We start from the raw sequence: 20,277 nt of genomic DNA on the forward strand, positions 1-20,277 counted from the left end.
AAATGTTTGACTTGCTCATTTGCTTTTTTAATAGTGTGTGCTCACTTAAAATTTAACGTTGGCGCTTTGTTTTGTTCAGTTTTCAAAGAGCAATTGTTGTTGTTTTTTTCAACATATTCATCTTAACATAACGTTTGAACAGTTGTCAACTTCTACGAAGTATTTCTTTTGTTAAAATCGCTCATTAATTAGGCGACTTTATTATCATACTTCTATTTTACTTTAGTGTCAACATTTAATCCGCAAAATAAGAATCTCTAATAACACATCCTCTTGAAACCATCTTGTTAATGAATACAAAAAAACCACCGTACATGTTTCATCAACAAAACTCAGGCTTTGGCTATTCGCCCTTCCCTCTTTAACTGCTTCAAAGTAAATAGATAAATAACATTTCTATATTATTTCCTTAAAATTCATCTATATTTGATATTTGTTTAATCTCACATTGAGATATATAATGAAAAAAAGAAATCGCTTTCAAAATTTAAATACTTCGTTACTTCTCATACTATAAGGAGGATTTAAGATGAGCCAAGTAGAAAGAAATTCCAAAGTGCAGAAATTAATTGAGCAACAAAAATTCAATGAGAAAGACATTTCCAAGATGACAGATTCACAGATTGAATATTATCACTGGCTCTATTTTGATGACTCTGTTTATGATTATATGTAACTCAAATATAAAATGATAAAAAGCGGGAAAAACATTGATATTTCAGGGTTTCCCGCTTTTACTTTTATCACATTCAGAAATAATTTCTTACAAACCCTCTTTTTGGTAATAAGTATTTTGTACATGCAATTTTAAAAACCAGCTACCTTCATACGAGAAGATAAGCTGGGTTTCTTCATTCTTACTAATATGATTAGCTATATATAACAGTAAACCAAAACCCCCACCAACAAGTACCTTAAAACCTGAATCAGCAGCTACCCACTCCAAGGCGTAAAAAACTATCACACCGAGAAGAACATATGAAAAAACTGTATCAATCTTAATCAAAATCCAACCTTCTTCCTTTATTTAACTTACAATATAAATTCTATCTCAAATGCATTATCCCTTGTTGAACTAATCTGCCCCGTTAGTTCCATAAGAAAAGCTGCCTTAAAGGAAGATCCGACCTTCAGCTAAGGTAACCGTTAATTCATTAAGAATTGCAATTTACATAGAAGGAAGATACACTCTCCATTCTTTCCAAGCTTTAAGATAGCCACTTAAGTCATGCGGGTGAACTCTAATACAAACGCCTATACGTGTGTATAATTGAAAAAGAACTTCATCCAAAAGCCTTTCTGTATTAAAGGGGACATCTTGAGTCAATAATGAGAAAGATTGCAATAGTGTCCTTAAATTTAAATTGTCTGGAGAAGAGCAAAATGCATAAGTAAAATCATAAATCTTTGGACCGATTAAAGGCGAAGGGTCTATAACCCCATTTAATTTATTGCCCATATATACAAAATTATGAACACCAGCATCTCCATGTAAGTAATACTTTTCTTTTTGATGTTCGTAAGTTTTCAATTTATTAACCAATAACTCTACTTTTTTATGATCCTCACTTGGTAATAAATCGCCTATATCCTCTTTGGCAAATTCCAAACTACTTAGATTGAAGTCCGCCCAAGAATTTCTATGTATTCCATTTACTCTTCCCCAGTTATATTTGTTTACTTTTTTGTATTTATTTAATAGTTCCTCAATTAAAATAGTCATCCATTCTAATTTAGATCCACGATTAAAATGAGTTTCTCCAGAAATATAAGAGTATACAATAAATTCTTTTTTCTCGTCTGTATAAAGTACATTAGGCAACAAATTTACATCTTTATAAGTAAGGAGAAAATCCTCTGTTGTAGCTATAATTTTAGGTTGGTCTATTTTTATTACATATTTCGGTATTTCATTATTATGTAGAGTATATAAAATTCCATTTGTAGTACTACTTTTTAATTTTGTGAAGTCTGTATCCTCACTTTTTATTATGCCTTGGTTTACAAGACTATAAATAATTTCATTTATTTTCTCCATTTATTTAGTCCTCTCGATTAATCTTGGTAAGTCTTTATAAATATGTAAGTTCGCTCTTTTTATTGAACTAACCTGCCCCGATAGTTCCATAAGAAAAAGCTGCCTTACAGACAGCTCCGATCTTAAGCTAACGCACCCGTTAGTTCAACAAAACTGGGTCTTTGCCGTGTATTATGTTCTCTAAAAATCAGTTTATAGCTGCTTTTCTGCTTTTATGACAGCTCCGGTTTACCACTAGTGAGAAATCCGTTAGTTCCTTAACGCTTTTCTGACTTTCCTTGCAAAAACTAATGGGTCATCAACAGCTTCAATATTAACGTAAATCAAATTCGGATTATCAAAAAGCCACTCATTGTGTATGGAAGAAACTATTATTCCTTGTTTAAGAATGGAAGCAACAAAATTCTCAACTTCTTTTTGCAAGAGTGCTACCCTACCTAGACACAATGCTCGTCCAGTCTTATTATCTCTTGATTCAAATGAGAAAGAAGAGGTCACTCTAAAACGTTTTCCTGAAATTTTTGCTTCTATGTCATTTCGATTTATGGTTGTCACACATTTTCCACCCGCAAATCCTTCTTGGCCGCCGATAATTCTTGCAAACTCTTGACAAATTAATTCATCATTAGATGCCATCTATTCATCTCCTCCCTAGTATTAATAGGATATGAATTAATGAATAGATCCGAAACGGATACGCATCTATTTTGAAATAAAAATTATGAAAGTTATTTATATCTTATTCAAACTATCCTGCTCCCGTTAGCTCTATAAGAAAGGAACTGATCGTCACAGCTCTTTAAAGAACTAACGCACCCGTTAGTTTAAGTATTGCACTTCACAAACCAGTAACTGGTTTACCTGCTTGTTGAAAAAGACGATGAAACTATTATCTTTATCGATGGTCATCGTGAGTAGGTTTAAACAAGTCTTCATTTGAATTTCTAACAAGTGAAAAATTGTCTACATTATAGTGTCCGTGAAGAGTTTCATTGTGATGACGAATTATTTGCTCCGCAGATAAAATTTCCGAGTCTGATGTTGAATGTCCATCTCCAACTAGTGTTACATCAAAGTGATTAACAGTTGCAGTCCTAACGGCTGTATCAATACAATGTTCGGTCTTACATCCCATTATTACAATATGGTCTACATTGTTTTTACTTAAATGTTCGTGTAATGGAGTGCCATAAAACGAATTTGTGGCAGCTTTATCAAATATGATAGCAGTTGATGGTATTTTAATATCCCTGTGTATCTGGAATCCAGGTCCTTCTCCATTTGAAACATCTAAATCTCTTATAAAAACAACGGAGATACTTTCATTTATCGCTTTTTCAATTACAGTATTAATGTTATTAACGATTTTTTCTTTCTCAAAGACTCCTTGTTCTTCTTTATTACCTTCTATTAATTCCTGTTGAGCATCGATTATCAGTAATGTTTGTTTCAATATTTTCCCCCCTAAAGTTATTAGCAGTTAGTTTTTTCCTGTTTTTTATTAAATATCAGATAGTATTTAAGCACTTCTTACTAAGCTCTTTATATTTTCGTCAAAAGATTTACTAATACCTTCTTGAACTATCCTGCCCCTATAGTTGCATAAGAAAAGGAGCTGCTGATCAGCTCCTGATAATGAAGTAAAGCACCTGTTAAGTTGAACGAGACTATTATAATCTTCCATAGCTAACCAATCTTTCACCCACCTTGTCCTTGGAAAATTGATCTTTCTATTAGTAATGTTATGGTTTTACCTTGAACAAAAGGTAATGTGTAAATACTGCAATTATCACTCCATTTAAAATTCCCTCAACTACATCTAAAGGATAGTGAACACCTCCCCATATTCTTGAGAAAGCTACTATTATCGCAAGAATAAACCATGTATGTTTAAAACGATGCTTAAGCTATAATTAATTCTATTTAAATTTTAATAATGGTCTACTGGTGCTCCTAGGTTATCCAAGTCTTGTGAAATATTAAGAATGATTAAATATCTCCATTCGTTTTTAAGTTTCCTAAATCCACAACTTGATGAACCTCTACTTCATCATTTTCATACTCTTTACTAGTCCCGCAAATCTCAGATAAACTTTCTACTAACTCTGTATTATCCCAATTCCTTACGTCTAACTGTACGAACTTTTGGCTTTTTTTTATTTTCATTTTCCTCACTCCTAGTTTTTAAAGGATAAGGGATATTGAGTACTCCAAGTTGATTTAGTTTTGTTAATTACAACCCTATGGTTTTTTGTTGATGTATCCTTAGTGCTAATATTTGAATTCAGAACCGAACTAATACATATACAAACTAAAAATACGAATAAAACCATAATAAATGATTCCAAGTAATCCTGCCCCCCCAACAGTTTCACTTTATATTTTAACATAAAAACCCAATTCCTTTATGGAACTCTCCTGCCCCGTTAGTTCCATAAGAAAAAGCTGCCTTAAAGACAGCTCCGATCTTCAGCTAACGCACCCGTTAGTTCATTAAGAACACAGTAAAAAAAGTCCCTTATTGGGCTGTTTTTATTTAGATAATATTAAATTAAATAAAAGCCTATGACCAAAACAAAAAGGTAAATAAACATAGAGTATAGAGTTAAGATATAGTCCTTTTTTTCTCTTTTATATTTCCATTCCATGAAAGCACGAAAACTTAATGAAATAAGGAAGTAGCCAATAAGAAAGGGGATAGTATTATCAACAAACCATATTAAGATAAGAAAGGCGCTACCCCAATAACCTGTTAGCTTACCAAGTTAAAGAGATAACGCCTTTTGTTAAACTTTGTCCGATTATGTATAAAAGATACTAGCATTTACTAGTTGAATCCAGTGGACGTAGAGTTTATAATAGGTGTATCAAACTTAGCCCTGGTTGAGACAGGGCTAAAACTTTAACCAGTGGTGAGAACACTAGGTTATAGAAGAAGTCATTTCCGTTAGTGCCTGAGAAACGCTAACATATGGGAATGGCTTTTTTGTTGTCCGTTCGTATTAAGTGACCTTTATTTTAATCCTATCAATCTACATTAGCAATATATATTACTAGATTCTGCAAAGATTCTGAATGGTTAACGCTATACCGTAAAAAAGTCCAGCCCATTACAGGTTAAACTCCCCTTATTTTTTCAATATATCTTATTTCATTTGTAAAATTAATTCATATAAATATTTTTCTTAAAAGAACACTAAATATAATTTGATATTTAAATATTAGGAAAATTTTCTAAACTTGTAATGTTATAGTTTGAGTGACATAATTATATTATATTTACATAATTTAAATATATTTAGTTTTTTTATTATAAATATTGACATTTTGCACCCCCCCCTTATGGTTATAATTGTGTAATTTTACATGGTAAAAATAGGGAGGTTTTAATTTAAAAATACAATTTTGGTAGGTGAAAGAGATTGAATAAAAGATCAGAAGATATATTGAAAATATGGTTGAAAATACCTAGATGGTTCAGACTTTTCATAATTCAAGCTATTACAATTTATTTGATTTGTATTGCTTTATTTAAAGGAATACAAGTTTTATTTGATTTAGGATCTCTGGGATTAAAGGAATTGTTTATTTGTTTAATAGCATCGTTAATTATATTAATTGCATTTACGAAACTTTCTAAAAAGACATAAAGACATGTAATGCTATGTTAAAAATGAAATTTACAGTTTTTGCCCCGAGGGACTCTACCTATCTATCTGTATTTCTCATTATTTTTTTAGATAAGAAAGTATAATAGCCCTGCTGAAACGGCCATAGTTTTTTACTTCTAAGGCAGTAATAAATTAATTTATTTAAAAAGATTTTTTAAAGGGAGTTTGTCATATGAAAAAGAAAATGATTAAAGGCAGCCTTGTACTTTTATCTTCTGTCATTGTATTTACTGGAGTATCTCCTAGTATAACTAGTGCAGCAAGTACTAATTCACAAAGTAGTGTATCCCAGTCTCAATATCCTAGTGTTGGACAACTTACACCTGAGGAAGTAGAAATGTTTTTAAATAACGGGGCTACTTACGTAGATAGAAGTCAACAACCAGGTCAAATATCTACTCGAAACGTAGTGACTAGTATTGCAAAAAAATTGGCGGTTCAAGGTTTACGAAAATCTGGTACATATTTAGAGGGACCACTTTCTAAAGTAATTGGAAAGAACTATGCAAAAAAAGCTCATAATTCGTTTTATAAAATTGCTGATTATATTGAAAAAGTTCAGAATGTACAAGAGAAAGGTATTGCTACTATATTAATCTCTGGTGGATTACCACCAGACATTGCAATGGAAACAGCTAAATGGATTGTTCTATTCTTCGGGCTGTAAACAAATAAAAAAAGAGAGGGTGGCTTAAATGCCACCCTCCCTTTTTTGTTCGTGTTGTTACTTCTTCTTCTCTTCTTCATGATTAGTAAGAGGCCCCGCCAACATTTTGCAGAAAACATACGGCTAACACTATTAAAGTGTCGCCTCTTTCGCTTTAGCGTAAATAGTGGAACGTGGAACACCTGTCATTTTAGCTATCTCATTTACACTTAATCCATTAGATTCTCTTTCTTGATACAGCTTCAAAGCCTTTTTAACGGTCTTCTCGTCCTTTCCTTTACGTCCCATATGAGTGCCTTTAGCTTTTGCCCTTTCACGTCCCTCAGTGGTTCTATCCTTGATTAAATCACGTTCAAACTCAGCAATAGCACCCAGCATAGTAAACATTAGCTTTCCTGATGGGGTACTAAAATCAATCTGTTCTTTGATGAATACTAAAGCTATTCCACGTTCTTCTAAATCCTTAGCAATCTTTTGTAGGTCAAAAGTGGAACGTGCTAATCTATCCAGCTTGTAGACCACCAGTTTGTCACCTTCTCTTAAATAGTCCAATGCCTTAGCAAGTTCTTCCCTATCAGGTTTAGCACCACTCTGTTTCTCCATAAATATCTTCTCGCAACCATACTCTTTTAACTTCTCTTCCTGTAAAGCCAAGTCCTGATCTTTAGTTGAAGCACGTCCATATCCAATAATAGCCATTATGTATAACCTCTATTCATTTGTCTAAAAGTTAAATAACTTTTGTATTTAAATTTTAGACTAACTTTCGGATTCTGCAAAGGGTTATTTTGAGTGGGAAATGAGGTGTTTTTTCAATTCTCCAGAACTTATAACTTTAAGACACCCGATTTTAGGGTAGCGTCAGGAAAATGCGGATTTACAACGCTAAGGAAATGTCACCTATAAAAAAAGCCGATTTCCATCTCAAGGAATCGACTTTTTTAGTTATTCTTATTAAACTAACGCACCCGTTTGTTTAAGTGATTTCATTCACAATATTTCAGTGGAAAATTGAAATTCTTATATATTACTACTTCAAAACAAATGCGATAATCCCAATAATAATACACAGAATTCCACTCAAAAATTGCCCTAATCCTGAAGCTTCTCCCATTAGCAGTAAATTGAATATGTTTTTACTTTTTCGGTTTTTTCCAAATAAGCCATCATCTGTTTTCATACGATAAATACCCCAAACTAGTAAAACAGTCCCGAAAATAAATAATACAATAAGCATTTATTTTCCTCCGTTGTTTGTTTAATATGTGCATCCTGGTGAAATGTCTTATTAGTTATCCTCATCAAAAATAAAAGTTTCTTCAATTGATAAATTAAAAACTGAAGCTATTTTATACGCAAGTAGCACAGATGGATTATACTTTTGTTTTTCTAATGAGATGATTGTTCTAGAAGATACACTTACTTTATCAGCTAATTGTTGTTGCGTTATTCCATTCTCTATTCGCAATTCTTTTACTCTATTTTTCATAAATCCTCCGAATTAAAGGACAAGATTGTAATACTTTCTAGACCCAATTTGACTAATCATTAATGATACTACGACAACAAATAATGCAGTATTTGTTGGGATAACGACAAAATTAGTTATAAACATAAGAATAAAAATTTCGCACATCAGAATATGCAAGGAAAAGCGAGCAACTTTCCCATCAATTAAAGCATCTCTTTCGTCGTACTCCTTCGATAATTCCTCTTCTAGTGATTTATTCTTACGGGATGTAATGTAAGAAATTGTTGAGTACAACAAAATTATTCCACCTAGGAATACTATGATATAACCAAAATTAAATCTTAGTGATGTATCGAGAATTATTTGAATGATTCCCAATATAATTATCACAGTTGAGACTAAAAAACGCTGTATGAATAGATTTTTCAATCATACCTCTCCTAACCAATTTATTCACCTGGAGTGAAGTTTATTTAACGTGAAGTTAACTTCACATGAAGTTGATTTCATACTAGTCTTTTTCGAAACAAATGTCAATGGTATATAAAGATACTAGAAGTAGTAAAATATTTCATCATTTAAATAATTTTAGTTTTAATAGTGTTCAACTAACCTGCCCCGTTAGTTCCATAAAGAAAAAGCTGCCTTAAAGAGAGCTCCGATCTTCAGCTAACGCACCCGTTAGTTTAAGTAGAAACCCTCACACTCTCTTATGTGTATCATAAAAAAGGATGGAACCAATCCGATTCCATCCTAAAAATCTTTATTGGTTGTGTTGCTTTTCCTCTTGTTGTTTTTGTTTCTTCTCCTCTTGTTTTTGTTTCTTTTCCTCTTGTTGTTTATGCTTCTCTTCCTTTTGTTTGTGTTGCTTTTCCTCTTGTTGTTTAGGCTTCTCTTCCTCTTGTTTATGTTTTTTACCCTCTTTATTTCCACCAATATCCAATGATTTTTCTTTATTATTTTTTGTAACTGGTGGAGCTTCTTCAGGATTTGCACCTTTAATGAACAGTTCATTATTCACCCGGTATACATCACTAGGCTGCTGGAAGCTACTTTGGTCTGTTCCAAACGCTTCCAGCATGGCCTTAAACATTTGGTGCGAGATTTTAGTTGAATTTCCATCCATATAATTACCTGGACCATTTTTAGTATATCCAGTCCAAACCGCCATAGTGTATTGCGGTGTATAACCAGCGAACCAACTATCATTTACCGCACCGGGTGGATATCCATATTGTGCTCTGGTTTTACTGTCAAAATTGGTTGTGCCAGTTTTTCCAGCTACATCTAGTCCAAGGACATTTGCTGTTTTTCCTGTACCAGATTTTACGACTGTCCGTAACATATCCGTCACCAAATAAGCTGTGTAATCATGCATAGCACGTTTTGGCTTTGGAGTTAAATTAACAACTCTGCCATCAGGATAGGCAACTTTACGAACAAAATGTGGTGTATTGAATTCACCGTTATTTCCAAAAGCACTATATGCCCCTGCCAACTCTAATGGATTAACCGTATTACTTCCAATCGCATATGATTCGTACACCTTATTATTATTAAAAGTAATACCCAGATTTTCTGCAAAGTTTTGTGCTTTATCCATCCCTACATCTTGAAGGGAAAGAAGTGCTGGAATATTGTATGACCATTGAAGTGCTGTTCTAATCGACATCATTCCGTGATATTGATGATCCCAGTTAGAAATAGACTGACCATTTGAGTAGGTTATCTCATGATCATTAATTTGGTGTGCTGTAGACCATTTTGAATTTTCAATAGCCGGACCATAATCAAAGACTGGCTTGAAAGTAGATCCTGGCTGACGTTTAATATCAACCGCAAAGTTGTTGCCTCGGAAGGAAGCTTTATATTGGTTTCGACCGCTTCCAATAGCTCGAACTTCTCCTGTTTTTGTATCTGAAAATACGAAGGCTCCTTGAAAATTGTCATTTGGATAAGAAATAATCGTATCGGTGTTCATTATTTTGTCCGCAAAGGTCTGAGCTTTTGGGTCTAGCGTCGTATAAATAGATAATCCATCCGAACTGATATCTACATTTTTCAGCTTTCTTTCAACTTCTTTTACAACAGCGTCCAAAAACGCCTCGTACGGCATTCCTTGCTGTTTCGTTTTTGGAACAAGTCCTGCTGTAACTGAAACCTTCTTTGCATCCTCCAATTGCTTTTTCGTAATATACCCTTGTTTATACATAGCTTCTAAAACAATATTACGACGATTTGTTGCAGCCTTCACATGTTCGGGTTCAGTGGGATCGTAATTACTTGGACTCTGTGGGAGCCCCGCCAACATAGCGGCCTCCGGAAGCGTTAATTTATTTAGATGATCGGCATCGATTCCGTAGTAATTTTTGGCGGCAGCTGCTACACCATATGTCCCGTCTCCAAGGTATATCTTATTTAAATACATCATTAAGATTTGATGTTTGGAATACTTTTGCTCAAGCTGATAGGCCAAGCTCCATTCCTGTACCTTCCGCTTTATTGTTTTCTGAGGTGACAAAAAGGAGTTTTTAATGACCTGCTGTGTAATGGTACTTCCGCCTTGAGATCCGAAATCCCCTTTTAGGTTCTTGAAGATTGCTCTCGCAGTTCCTTTTATATCAATGCCATTGTGTTCATAAAAATGTGCATCCTCCGTGGCAATGAAAGCATGTTCCAACATTTTTGGAACTTGAGAATACTCAATTTTTGTCCGCTTTTCTTTACCATATTCGTAAAGGAAATTCCCGTTTTTATCGTATAATTTGGTAGAAAGCGGATCGACTAGTTTTGAAGCATCTATTTTAGGTGCATCCTTAATCATTGCTGCAACCGTAACTGCCCCTATTCCAATTGAAACAACACCTAACAGTAAAAACCAAAGTAAAACTTTATTCAAGAAAGACCTTCTTTTAGGGGGATTTTTATCTTTTTTTTGATCTTGTTTTGTTTTTTCCACTTGTTTTCGTTCCTGACGAGAACGATACATTTCTGACATTAATCTTCTCTCCCATATTCAAGTTATTCAACAAAATTTTAGAAAACTATGCAAAGAAATAACCTTTTATTTACTCACTAGTCATTGATGGTCAGTATGGTATTTATAACAATGCATTTCATGCAAAACCTGTATATAACGAATTAAGGAAGAATTTATCCTATACTCTCCTTGGTCGGTTTTCGCAATAAAGTAATCACTTCGTACTATCTCATCTAATGCATCTTGTAGAACGTATTCCTTCTTTACATCAGGCCCTTTTAATATTTTTTCTCGTTTAATATCATTATCCAAGGTGTAACAAACAATGACATATAGTGAACAAATAAAAAAAGACAGTGTACCACTCTGCCTCTTGTTGTATGGGTTAAAGAAAACAAAGAATTATTTAATCTTATCTAGTGAACAATTATTCTATGTTTTAATTCTGAATTCATATCTAAAACACCTATCACAATTTGATTATCTTCCGTCAATGTTATGTATCTGAAATAATCATCATCAGAAATCAACAAATCGGTGTCATTCGTCGTTTTTTCCATTTTGGCAAATACATCTACTGTGTACTCAAGGTGAAAAAAATCATCAAATCCCTTGCTTGAACTACCTACCCAGGTATACAGAAAATCTTTCAGTGTGTTTTGTTCAATCACCGATAATTGTTTCTTGAACTTTAACTTATCTACTGTGACGCTTATCATTTTTCAACACTCCTTAACGAGGATTAATTATATACAATGAATTCTCCTCCAACAATGCTATTTGTATAACAATCCGTTTACAGTTTAGTTACTATAGGGGTACCGCCACATCGCCATCAAGCTAAGTAAAAGGGTTATCCCCAAAACGAAAAAATATGCTATTCTTTGTAGACTAGTATCATCATTATCGATGACCATCAGCTTTTCCGTGAAGGCGTTAAGCGTATATTAGATTTTGAATCATCCTTTGATGTTGTTGCCGAAGGAGATGACGGAAGCGAGGCTATGGATCTTGTTAAAACACATAAACCAGATGTCGTTATCCTGGATATCAACATGCAGAGTATGAGTATGAACGGTGTCGAAGCAACTAAAATGCTTGTAAACCGTTCCCCTGAAACGAAAGTCATCATTTTATCGATTCATGATGATGAAAACTATGTACAGCATGCATTGAAAACAGGAGCACAAGGTTATCTGTTGAAAGAAATGGACGCAGATGCGTTAATTGATGCTGTTCGTGTAGTTGCAGAAGGTGGCTCATACCTTCATCCGAAGGTGACACATAATCTAGTCAAAGAATATCGCCGTTTAGCTACTGATCGTGATTCAGTGCATGCTGTAGAGATCAGAAGACCGCTTCACCTATTGACTTGACGCGAGTGTAAAGTTCTTCAAATTTCAGCATATGGAAAAAGCAACCGTGCCATCGGCGAAACTTTATACATCAGTGAAAAAACAGTAAAAAACCATGTGACTAACATTCTTCAAAAAATGATTGTAAACGACCGTACACAAGCTGTTGTTCTAGCTATTAAAAACGGATGGGTAGAAGTAAAATAATTTCAACTTATGTTAAGTCCGGCTCTTCAGTTTTCGCAATGCGTGCTGAAGAGGCGGGCTTTTCTCACGAAACGATCCTTAGAAACAAGAACTAGCAAAATATATAGAATACTATAAACACAAACGAATCAAGGCAAATTAAAAGGCATGAGCCCGGTACAATACCGAGCTCATGCCCAACGGGCTGCCTAACGAAATAACCTGTCTAACTTTATGGGGTCAGTTCAACGTTAAGGAATCGACTTTTTTTACTTTTTCTTAAGGAACTAACGCACCCGTTAGTTGATTAAGGATATTTTATTTTTTAACTGATTATTTAAAAATAAAAGAAATACTCTTTGAGATTTTTCCCTTTTTATAATTCTTTTTACACGCATTGTTTTTTGTAAATACTGCCTAACAGTTCTATTTACAAAAAACAATCGATGATATTTTTCATCTTCGTATATATCTTTAAACCAATTATGATTCTTCAGCATTTCTATATTTCGATCAATTTTTCGAGTATCCAAAGAATAATCACCGAATCCTGCGGAAAAAATGCCTAAAAGAAAATCTATCATAGCTTAATTATCCCCCTGTTATTGAAGTAAAGCACCCTAGTAAAGTTCTATTCAAATAATGTTACTTTTGGGTCTATCCCATAACAATGAACAAGCATAGAGTGTAATTGCCCTCTGTGATGATAAACGTGAGCTACGATCTCTAACAACCATTCATATCGTGAGTATGTAACACCCCAGTAAGAAGTAATTTCCTCTTGAAGTTCGACTTCTGTAAAATTCATAAATTTATCTTCTAAAAATTGATGATTTTTTATCAATGCTTCTTTCATCTCACTTAGACTCTTACATGAAACATTTGAATAAAATTTATTCATCGTGTCTTGAGATACCCCATCCGAAATAAGCGAATCAGCTTCACAAATAATAGCAATGTGTTCTAACAGCTCTCCTATGGAATGCTTATTGGGTGTAGGTCTTTTTTGCAAGTCATTTTCTGCTAACTTTTCTATCATCTCAACAATTGTCGTTACAGCGACTTTAATTTGATGCAATGCACTCTTACAATATGTATTCATCTTATCCTCCTTTACTTCAAATAAATAAGAATATAAATTCGTATTTCATTTTAGCTTAATCCTTAGTCAACTATCCTGCCCCGTTAGTTCCATAAGAAAAGAGCTGCCTTAAAGACAGCTCTTATCTCAGCTAACGCACCCGTTAGCTAGAAGGGCAGTTACGTACAATAGGAAGATGATATAAAGTGCATGGAATCAGAAAAGTTAGTTGTCAAATCTGTTTTCAACTCCAATTTAAAAGAATCATTCAGACACTTCCAATTTATCATGTCGTTAATATGAATTGTTAATAACCCCCTGTGCAGCAAGTTTTGCGCTGATCATTGCCGCATCGGCCAGCCGGCCTTCTAAGCCGACCCAATCCCCAGCAACATAAAGCCCATTTACTTCGGGAACGAATACACCCGGAGCCGAACCAGCTCCATCGTGGTGAATCGTACGCGAATCGTGGGCAACCATTATTTTAGGTAAGAAACGTATAGAGGCAACTTCCTTATCCCATCCAGGCTGTAAAAGATCCAGTAGATTAGTCAATTGCTTCTTGTCCTCTTTTGGATCTGTCTGACTCCGATTATCGTTATACTTCATGACATGAAGTACATGCGCTCCATTTTCACTTAATTTAGTCGATAGCGACTGAATCGAAAAATAGAATGGTTGATCCAAGCCAAGGGCGAAAGCTCTTTCCGAATTTGGCAGACGATTCAATGCTACATCTAGACATGCTGCATATAGGGGACGAGATTCATTCTTCCACCTTCCAAGCGACATATGATCTGCTCCCTCAACAAGCCGGCAAGCTTCATTTGGTCCTGCAGTAATGACAACTGAAGACGTTAAGACTGTATTACCATCTGATAGCGATAAGGCACGAACAGTACCAGAACTATGCAGAATTTGATTCACTTTACATCCGGTGGCAAAGGTTACCCCAGCTTTCACGGCTAGTCCATGCAGATCATCCACAACGGTTTGCCAGCCTCCATCAATATATTTGACACCCTGTCCAGCTAGCTGTCCTTGCTTGATCACAAAACCAGCACTTAAAACACTAGGATTGTCACAATACGACCATTGCCTGCACATTGCTAGAAAAAATAGACGGACACGATCATAAAATATGTGGTTTTGTGCCCAATCTATTAAGTTAATCGATCGAATCGAATCTGTATCGACTTGACCTAAACCACTCATGAGTTTACTCCACTCCATATTTTCTTCTTGAGACAAATCTGTTGGAATTTGGACCATACCCTCTTGCAAAATCCCAATTAATCTACCTTTGGAAGCATACCCTCCCTTTGGAATGCAGTTGAGTTCGTTAAGGATTTGAAGCGCTCCGCCTCCTTCATACATAGCATGCGGACCAAAGTTGAATAGGGCACCATATATATTTGTTGTTTGAGCCATTCCGCCCAGTTTTCTTGCTTTTTCAAAAACAATGACCGATTTGCCTGCCTTTGCTAGATAAATAGCCGCAGTCAATCCTGACAATCCTCCTCCAATTACGGCAGCATCATACTTTTTCTTTTCCAATGTCATTTACACCATCTCCATGTACCTTAATGTAATCCCATTAAACATATATTCCTCCAAGTGTTTTTTGAGCTAATACTTTGTTAATGGTCTTTCCAAACTACCGTATTGTCTATTGTTTTACTGTTGGGATTGATATTGATGCTGCTCTAACTAACGTTCCAATTGTTTATGTATTCTGTTTTGTCATCAGAAATCCTCTTGTTAAATTGACCGTTTTTTCTTGAACGACATGGGTCATTTTATAAAATTATCGAGTGAAGTCGATAGTCGTACTACTTTCAATGTATACATGCTCAGCCAATTATACGATATCACCTCAATTTCTTATTTGTTACAATGGAAATGAATAATAAGAATTTTCACAAAAAACAAGGAGGAACTTACTAATGTTTCCAGGAACTCTATATGAAACACATGTTCAAACAAAAAATTTAGAAGCAGCAATAGAATTTTATAATAAACTAAGATTAGATCTAGCTCATTATATTGAAGAACGCCGTGTAGCATTTTTTTGGTTTGATAAAAATAAAAAGAGAGAACAAATGCTGGGCGTTTGGGAGGTTTCAGAAGAAGAATTTCATAAAAGCCACTTTGCATTCAAGATTAACTATGAAGATATAATTAATGCAAGAGAATGGCTACTCAATAAAGGTATAAGTCCAAGATCGGCTTTTGGTCTTGAACCTACTGAGCCCATGGTACAAACCTGGACACCTACTGCTAATCTTTATTTTTACGATCCTGACGGCAATTCATTAGAGTTCCTTTGTTTACTTCCTGAAAAGAAAAAAAATGTGGTACAAGATGTCATGTATTTAAGTGAGTGGGAAAAGCTGTAAAACAAGGAATAAATTTGGTTTTTGACTTAGGGTGTTACTAGCAAAATAACTAAAGAACACTTTTACTGCTCCTTTACCATATTTCGATATTCCGCAATCGGACGCGATTGTTGAATAATTCCCAACTTCTCAGTGATATAAATGAGAAATTGGGAATTTTAATACTGGAATATACCTAACGTTGTAAATCCGCATTTTCCTGACGCTACCCCTTAATGAACTAACGCACCCGTTAGTTCATTAAGAAAATCGATTCTTATTAAAGAATTGCGCCCGATTGTTGAAGATCGTTATTAAAGTAAAGCACCCGATATTTCAATGAAATTTTTACCACTTGAAATGAAGTTAGGAATTCCCTTACCGAGCTCACATACTTATTTTTTTAGTTGGTTGTTTTCAATAATAGGATTAGAATAACGTTTCTTGCTACTTCAATCATGGCTTTTCCCAATTGTTCAGATGTAATGACACTGTTCAGTTTCAATTGTAATGGATTCAAAGGCTTCATTACATCATAAAAAAATTGGTACAATTTTGTTTTTGATTTCACACCATGCAATGGAATGATGACACTTGGACGAAACATAAGCCGACTTAAATGGAATAAGAGCTTTTTTGCATGCTTAGTTCCTCTAATGACTATTCAAGAAAGGCTGTGCAGGCTTTTTTTGAATAATCTACGAGACGGGGATAAGATAATTCCATAGGTTTTACCTTAATACTATTTATTATGGTAACTGAAACGCCTAATAGATACTATAAAATATACCAACAAAAATATCTCTATCTATTATTTTGAAAAGATTTCTTTTGCATTGTCCATGGCCATTTTATTTCCTAGTGCTGAATAGTCAAGCCATGGCTGATCCGGAACTACGTAAACATGTTTTCCTTTAACTGCTTTCAACCCTTTCCAAATGGGTGTATCTTCTAACTGTTTAAAAGCTGTCTGAGACTCATCGTCACTGTTGACAATGACAAATATAGCATCTGCATCGAAATCTGGAAGAACTTCTTGAGATATGACTTCGTAAGGCAGATTTTTATCAATGTCTTCAATACCATTGGCAGGTTTAAAACCTAAATCCTGAAATAAGATAGGTCCCATTGGTCGTTTTGTACTAAATACTCGTAACTCCTTTGCCGTAACGCGTATTGCCATTACTTTACTGTCTTCACCAAGTTTATTTTCAATCAAATATTTCACTTCTTTTGTTTGTTTTTCATAATCTAAAATGAATTTTTCTGCTTGCTGTTGACGATCGACAAGTTTACCTACGGACTTTAAATGATCTCTCCATGTTCCTTCATCAAGATTAAATACATGAGTCGGTGCAATTTTTTCATATTTTGATACATCTTGTCCTGAAAATTCCTTATCAAGATAAATCACAGAAGGGCTTAGTTCAATCAACGCTTCCATATCTGGATCTTTTACTGGCCCAAGCTTTTGCGTATCTTTTAATTGATCCTTCACATGTGGCAGAAAATCTTTTAAGTCTCCACCAATAACAGAACCAACTGGAGTTATACCTAATGCAAGTAAATCATTTGTTAGGTGGATGGAAAGTGAAGCGATTCTAGGTTCTTCACTGTCAGATTTATTTTTGTGTGCTGATTTATTATCATTTGAAGAAGTTTGTCCGCAAGCCGACAAAATAAGAATTAACATAATACTAAATAAAATAGTAAGTTTCTTGTTCATTTTTTCTCCTTATTGAAAAATTCATTTTGTTTTTGTGAGTAAATAAAGAAAATATGGAGCTCCTATAGCAGCGACTACTATACCAGCTGGAATAGCATTTGGCTGAAATATAGATCGACCAATGGTATCCGCAAGCACCAAAATAATGAGCCCTATAAGTCCTGCAACAGGAAGGAAATGTTGGTACATTGGGCCAACAAGGCGACGGGCAAGATGAGGGGCGACAAGACCAATAAATCCAATACCACCGGCCATCGCTACACTCGCACATGACAAACCCACAGCAGTTACCAGCATCAGCAAACGTTGTTTTTGAACAGAAGTACCAAGTCCAGCTGCTACGTCATCACCAAGTGATAAGGCATTTAATGTGTTAGATTGGAACCAAGCATAAGGTGCCAAAATAAGGATCCAAGGAAAAAGGGCAATAACATGAATCCAATCTCTTCCCCATACATTTCCAACTAACCATCTTGAAGCAAATGAGTAGGTTTCTTCATCAAGACGAAGAGACAGAAAAAGGGTAATAGCACTAAAACCAGCAGAAATTGCAATTCCAATGAGAATAAGTCGAATGGGCAGCATGCCTTTATAACGATCATAGGCAAGTAAAACAATAAGAAAAGCAGTTAAGACTCCGCCTAAAAAGGTAAATAACGGTATAAGAATTGACGCTTTTTCATCTAATGAATGAAAATATGTAACAAAGATAATGAGGCCAAAGGACGCACCTGCATGTAAGCCTAAAATTCCTGGATCTGCCAAAGGGTTACGTGATAATCCTTGTAAGATTGCACCAGAAATTCCTAATCCAACTCCCGCCAACATGGTAATCAAGATTCGTGGCATACGGTAATCAAACAGCACAGTTGAACTTTTAAAATCACCGTAGCCAAAAAGCGTTTGGATTACTTTAAAAGGTGAAAGTCGTAGTGTACCTGTATTCAAGCTTATTAATACTGCAACTATACTAATTAAAATAAATACCATAGTAACTGTATATGCCCTCTTGTTGTCTGCATTCATATGATATTTCACCTATAAGTCCCTCCCTACTTTACGAGCAATATAGAGAAAAAAAGGAACTCCGACAAGGGCTACCATTATACCAATAGCCAGCTCTCTAGGTGGGTTCAACGTTCGAGCTCCCAGATCAGCCAGTATTAACAGTATCGAACCCAAGAATGCTGACATTGGAATGATGAGCTGATAATATCCTCCAACCAATTTTCGTGAAATATGTGGGATTACAAGTCCAACGAAACCTATTGAACCAACGGCCGAAACAGAAACTCCTGCCAGAATAACGGCTATTATCATTCCAAGTATTCTAATACGAGTCGTATTCACACCAAGATTGGTGGCAATATCATTTCCCATCGAAATGAGTGACACAGATCGCCCTAACGATATTGCCCAAATAATTGCGATAAGAATAATAGGAACTAACACTTTCAAATGATTCCACTTTATCCCTGCAACACCTCCCGCATACCAAAATGCTAAATCTTGACTCAAATCATAATAAATAGCCACTCCTGAACTAAGTGAATGTAAGAGCGCTGCTATCACTGCACCTGAGATTGTTAGCCGTATAGGTGTTAATCCTCCCGGCACAGATGAGCCAATTATAAAAATGAATAATGTACTCAATACAGCTCCTATAAATGAAAAAACCATCAAGATAGAATATGGAATGTTTGGAAAGAAAGCAAAACTAAGGGCTACCACAAACATTGACCCTGCGTTAATACCAAGTATTCCTGCGTCAGCTAAGGGATTGTGGGTTACTCCTTGCATTAAAGCCCCTGCAACTGCAAAAGCTGCTCCTACTAATGCAGCGCCAATCACCCTTGGAAGCCGTAGTTCGTGGATAATCTGTTGCTGTGTCAGTGTAGGATCATAATTAAAAATCGCTGACCACACCGTATTGAAGGTAACCTCTTTCGCCCCAAATGTTACAGCCAAAAATAGGCACACCACTAATCCAAGAATCACCAGAATGAATAAACACATTAGCAGAAAAACATTTGAACGATTTTTGAGTCCCTTTAGAGAGGGATTATGTAACATTCTTAATTCATCCTTTACTTTTCAATAAATGAAATTGATAATCATTATCATGATGATTATATCTTTACTCTTTGTTGAAATCAATCTATTTTTTAATACGTTAATTTGAGAAGCGTAACGATGAGGAAGAACCTGAGAGGTATATAGATTTTGAGTAAACAAGGAAGTAAATACCTGTCGTAAGAGCTTGACAGCCGAATGATTAAATAGTTGATTGAGTCCTTTAGGACCTATCAAGACTCCCGTTGTAGATTCTAGAAAACTACATAACTCTGTTAGGGAAGTACTCACTACTTTTTGGCTAGCTCTTGGAGAGCTTGTGGAGATAAGATCGTTGTAGTTCCTGTGAAAAGAGGGTAAGTTCGTCTGAAATCTCGCGACACATAAAAAAACACCAGCATTTCCATGATATTACAGGAATAATAGCATTTTTTGCGTTTTGGAGGTAATGATTTGCCCTAGCTTGATGGGTATGTGGCGGGTACCCCTTATACAACTATCCTGCCCCTTTAGTTCCATAAGAAAAAGCTGCCTTAAAGACAGCTCCGATCTTCAGCTAACGCACCCGTTAGTTTACCCATTTATGAATTTCCCTAATGAATAAACCAATAAAATTAATAATTGATAAATAGTAAAGGGGATTAGTGTAAG

At 35.0% G+C, this 20,277-nt stretch carries 21 protein-coding genes and 2 pseudogenes; 5 read left to right on the forward strand and 18 right to left on the reverse strand.

The features are described 5' to 3' along the window. The first annotated feature begins 529 nt into the window (after positions 1-529). Positions 530-676, forward strand: coding sequence for a BH0509 family protein (locus ACQKMH_RS23580; RefSeq protein WP_133352832.1), 147 nt, complete (start codon positions 530-532; stop codon positions 674-676). Between the two features lie 87 nt (positions 677-763). Here ACQKMH_RS23580 and ACQKMH_RS23585 read toward each other — a convergent pair whose 3' ends face one another. The 7 genes from ACQKMH_RS23585 to ACQKMH_RS23615 all read right to left on the reverse strand — a co-directional run bounded on the left by ACQKMH_RS23585 (position 764) and on the right by ACQKMH_RS23615 (position 4,764). After that, the gene (locus tag ACQKMH_RS23585) at positions 764-1,006 is read right to left on the reverse strand and encodes a hypothetical protein (RefSeq protein ID WP_427589789.1); all 243 of its coding nucleotides are present in this window, start codon (positions 1,004-1,006) and stop codon (positions 764-766) included. 162 nt (positions 1,007-1,168) lie between these two features. Beyond that, a complete protein-coding gene (locus ACQKMH_RS23590) occupies positions 1,169-2,038 on the reverse strand; it encodes a phosphotransferase (protein WP_427589790.1) in 870 nt (289 codons plus the stop codon). A 249-nt stretch (positions 2,039-2,287) separates the two neighbouring features. Beyond that, positions 2,288-2,674: a DUF1259 domain-containing protein gene (locus tag ACQKMH_RS23595; RefSeq protein ID WP_427589791.1), complete on the reverse strand. Its 387-nt coding sequence runs from the start codon at positions 2,672-2,674 to the stop codon at positions 2,288-2,290. 259 nt (positions 2,675-2,933) lie between these two features. Beyond that, positions 2,934-3,491: a cysteine hydrolase family protein gene (locus ACQKMH_RS23600; protein WP_427589792.1), complete on the reverse strand. Its 558-nt coding sequence runs from the start codon at positions 3,489-3,491 to the stop codon at positions 2,934-2,936. Between the two features lie 289 nt (positions 3,492-3,780). Continuing rightward, a complete protein-coding gene (locus ACQKMH_RS23605) occupies positions 3,781-3,915 on the reverse strand; it encodes a phosphatase PAP2 family protein (protein ID WP_427589957.1) in 135 nt (44 codons plus the stop codon). 112 nt (positions 3,916-4,027) lie between these two features. After that, a complete protein-coding gene (locus tag ACQKMH_RS23610; RefSeq protein ID WP_427589793.1) occupies positions 4,028-4,204 on the reverse strand; it encodes a hypothetical protein in 177 nt (58 codons plus the stop codon). 380 nt (positions 4,205-4,584) lie between these two features. Then, positions 4,585-4,764: a DUF4181 domain-containing protein gene (locus ACQKMH_RS23615; protein WP_427589958.1), complete on the reverse strand. Its 180-nt coding sequence runs from the start codon at positions 4,762-4,764 to the stop codon at positions 4,585-4,587. Positions 4,765-5,881: 1,117 nt separating this feature from the next. On the opposite strand from ACQKMH_RS23615, the gene ACQKMH_RS23620 reads away from it, so the two are divergent. Continuing rightward, positions 5,882-6,376, forward strand: coding sequence for a hypothetical protein (locus tag ACQKMH_RS23620; protein WP_427589794.1), 495 nt, complete (start codon positions 5,882-5,884; stop codon positions 6,374-6,376). A 132-nt stretch (positions 6,377-6,508) separates the two neighbouring features. Here ACQKMH_RS23620 and ACQKMH_RS23625 read toward each other — a convergent pair whose 3' ends face one another. The 5 genes from ACQKMH_RS23625 to ACQKMH_RS23645 all read right to left on the reverse strand — a co-directional run bounded on the left by ACQKMH_RS23625 (position 6,509) and on the right by ACQKMH_RS23645 (position 11,546). Continuing rightward, the gene (locus tag ACQKMH_RS23625; protein WP_427589795.1) at positions 6,509-7,075 is read right to left on the reverse strand and encodes a recombinase family protein; all 567 of its coding nucleotides are present in this window, start codon (positions 7,073-7,075) and stop codon (positions 6,509-6,511) included. A gap of 331 nt (positions 7,076-7,406) precedes the next feature. Continuing rightward, a complete protein-coding gene (locus ACQKMH_RS23630; RefSeq protein WP_427589796.1) occupies positions 7,407-7,613 on the reverse strand; it encodes a hypothetical protein in 207 nt (68 codons plus the stop codon). Between the two features lie 51 nt (positions 7,614-7,664). Then, complete coding sequence (locus ACQKMH_RS23635; protein ID WP_427589797.1) at positions 7,665-7,865, reverse strand: helix-turn-helix transcriptional regulator; 201 nt, start codon at positions 7,863-7,865, stop codon at positions 7,665-7,667. Between the two features lie 745 nt (positions 7,866-8,610). Then, on the reverse strand, positions 8,611-10,845 hold the full coding sequence (locus ACQKMH_RS23640) for a transglycosylase domain-containing protein (RefSeq protein ID WP_427589798.1): 2,235 nt from the start codon (positions 10,843-10,845) through the stop codon (positions 8,611-8,613). 398 nt (positions 10,846-11,243) lie between these two features. Beyond that, positions 11,244-11,546: a hypothetical protein gene (locus tag ACQKMH_RS23645; RefSeq protein WP_427589799.1), complete on the reverse strand. Its 303-nt coding sequence runs from the start codon at positions 11,544-11,546 to the stop codon at positions 11,244-11,246. A 177-nt stretch (positions 11,547-11,723) separates the two neighbouring features. Here ACQKMH_RS23645 and ACQKMH_RS23650 point away from each other — a divergent pair. After that, a pseudogene (locus ACQKMH_RS23650) lies at positions 11,724-12,389 on the forward strand (response regulator). Between the two features lie 82 nt (positions 12,390-12,471). After that, positions 12,472-12,581: pseudogene (locus tag ACQKMH_RS23655) on the forward strand (IS3 family transposase); the annotation flags it as partial. Between the two features lie 86 nt (positions 12,582-12,667). Here the strand turns inward: ACQKMH_RS23655 and ACQKMH_RS23660 are convergent. The 3 genes from ACQKMH_RS23660 to ACQKMH_RS23670 form a co-directional block, all read right to left on the reverse strand. Then, entirely contained in the window at positions 12,668-12,952 is a 285-nt protein-coding gene (locus ACQKMH_RS23660; RefSeq protein WP_427589800.1) for a hypothetical protein, read from the reverse strand. A 47-nt stretch (positions 12,953-12,999) separates the two neighbouring features. Further along, positions 13,000-13,470, reverse strand: a complete 471-nt coding sequence (locus tag ACQKMH_RS23665) for a DinB family protein (protein ID WP_427589801.1) — start codon at positions 13,468-13,470, stop codon at positions 13,000-13,002. A 273-nt stretch (positions 13,471-13,743) separates the two neighbouring features. Then, positions 13,744-15,012 carry a phytoene desaturase family protein gene (locus ACQKMH_RS23670; RefSeq protein ID WP_427589802.1) on the reverse strand — a complete coding sequence of 423 codons (1,269 nt, stop codon included), beginning with the start codon at positions 15,010-15,012 and terminating at the stop codon, positions 13,744-13,746. Positions 15,013-15,395: 383 nt separating this feature from the next. Between ACQKMH_RS23670 and ACQKMH_RS23675 the strand changes: the two genes are divergently transcribed. Further along, positions 15,396-15,848, forward strand: coding sequence for a VOC family protein (locus ACQKMH_RS23675; RefSeq protein ID WP_427589803.1), 453 nt, complete (start codon positions 15,396-15,398; stop codon positions 15,846-15,848). 790 nt (positions 15,849-16,638) lie between these two features. Here ACQKMH_RS23675 and ACQKMH_RS23680 read toward each other — a convergent pair. From ACQKMH_RS23680 to ACQKMH_RS23690, 3 genes are read right to left on the reverse strand one after another with little or no spacing between them, the layout of a single operon-like run. Next, a complete protein-coding gene (locus ACQKMH_RS23680) occupies positions 16,639-17,553 on the reverse strand; it encodes an ABC transporter substrate-binding protein (RefSeq protein WP_427589804.1) in 915 nt (304 codons plus the stop codon). 21 nt (positions 17,554-17,574) lie between these two features. Next, positions 17,575-18,579, reverse strand: coding sequence for a FecCD family ABC transporter permease (locus ACQKMH_RS23685; protein ID WP_427589959.1), 1,005 nt, complete (start codon positions 18,577-18,579; stop codon positions 17,575-17,577). A gap of 12 nt (positions 18,580-18,591) precedes the next feature. Next, positions 18,592-19,626 (reverse strand): FecCD family ABC transporter permease, encoded by a 1,035-nt coding sequence (locus ACQKMH_RS23690; RefSeq protein ID WP_427589805.1) that lies wholly within the window; start codon positions 19,624-19,626, stop codon positions 18,592-18,594. Positions 19,627-20,277 lie beyond the last annotated feature (651 nt).

Source organism: Peribacillus sp. NPDC097895 (assembly GCF_050277555.1).
GTDB lineage: Bacteria > Bacillota > Bacilli > Bacillales > DSM-1321 > Peribacillus.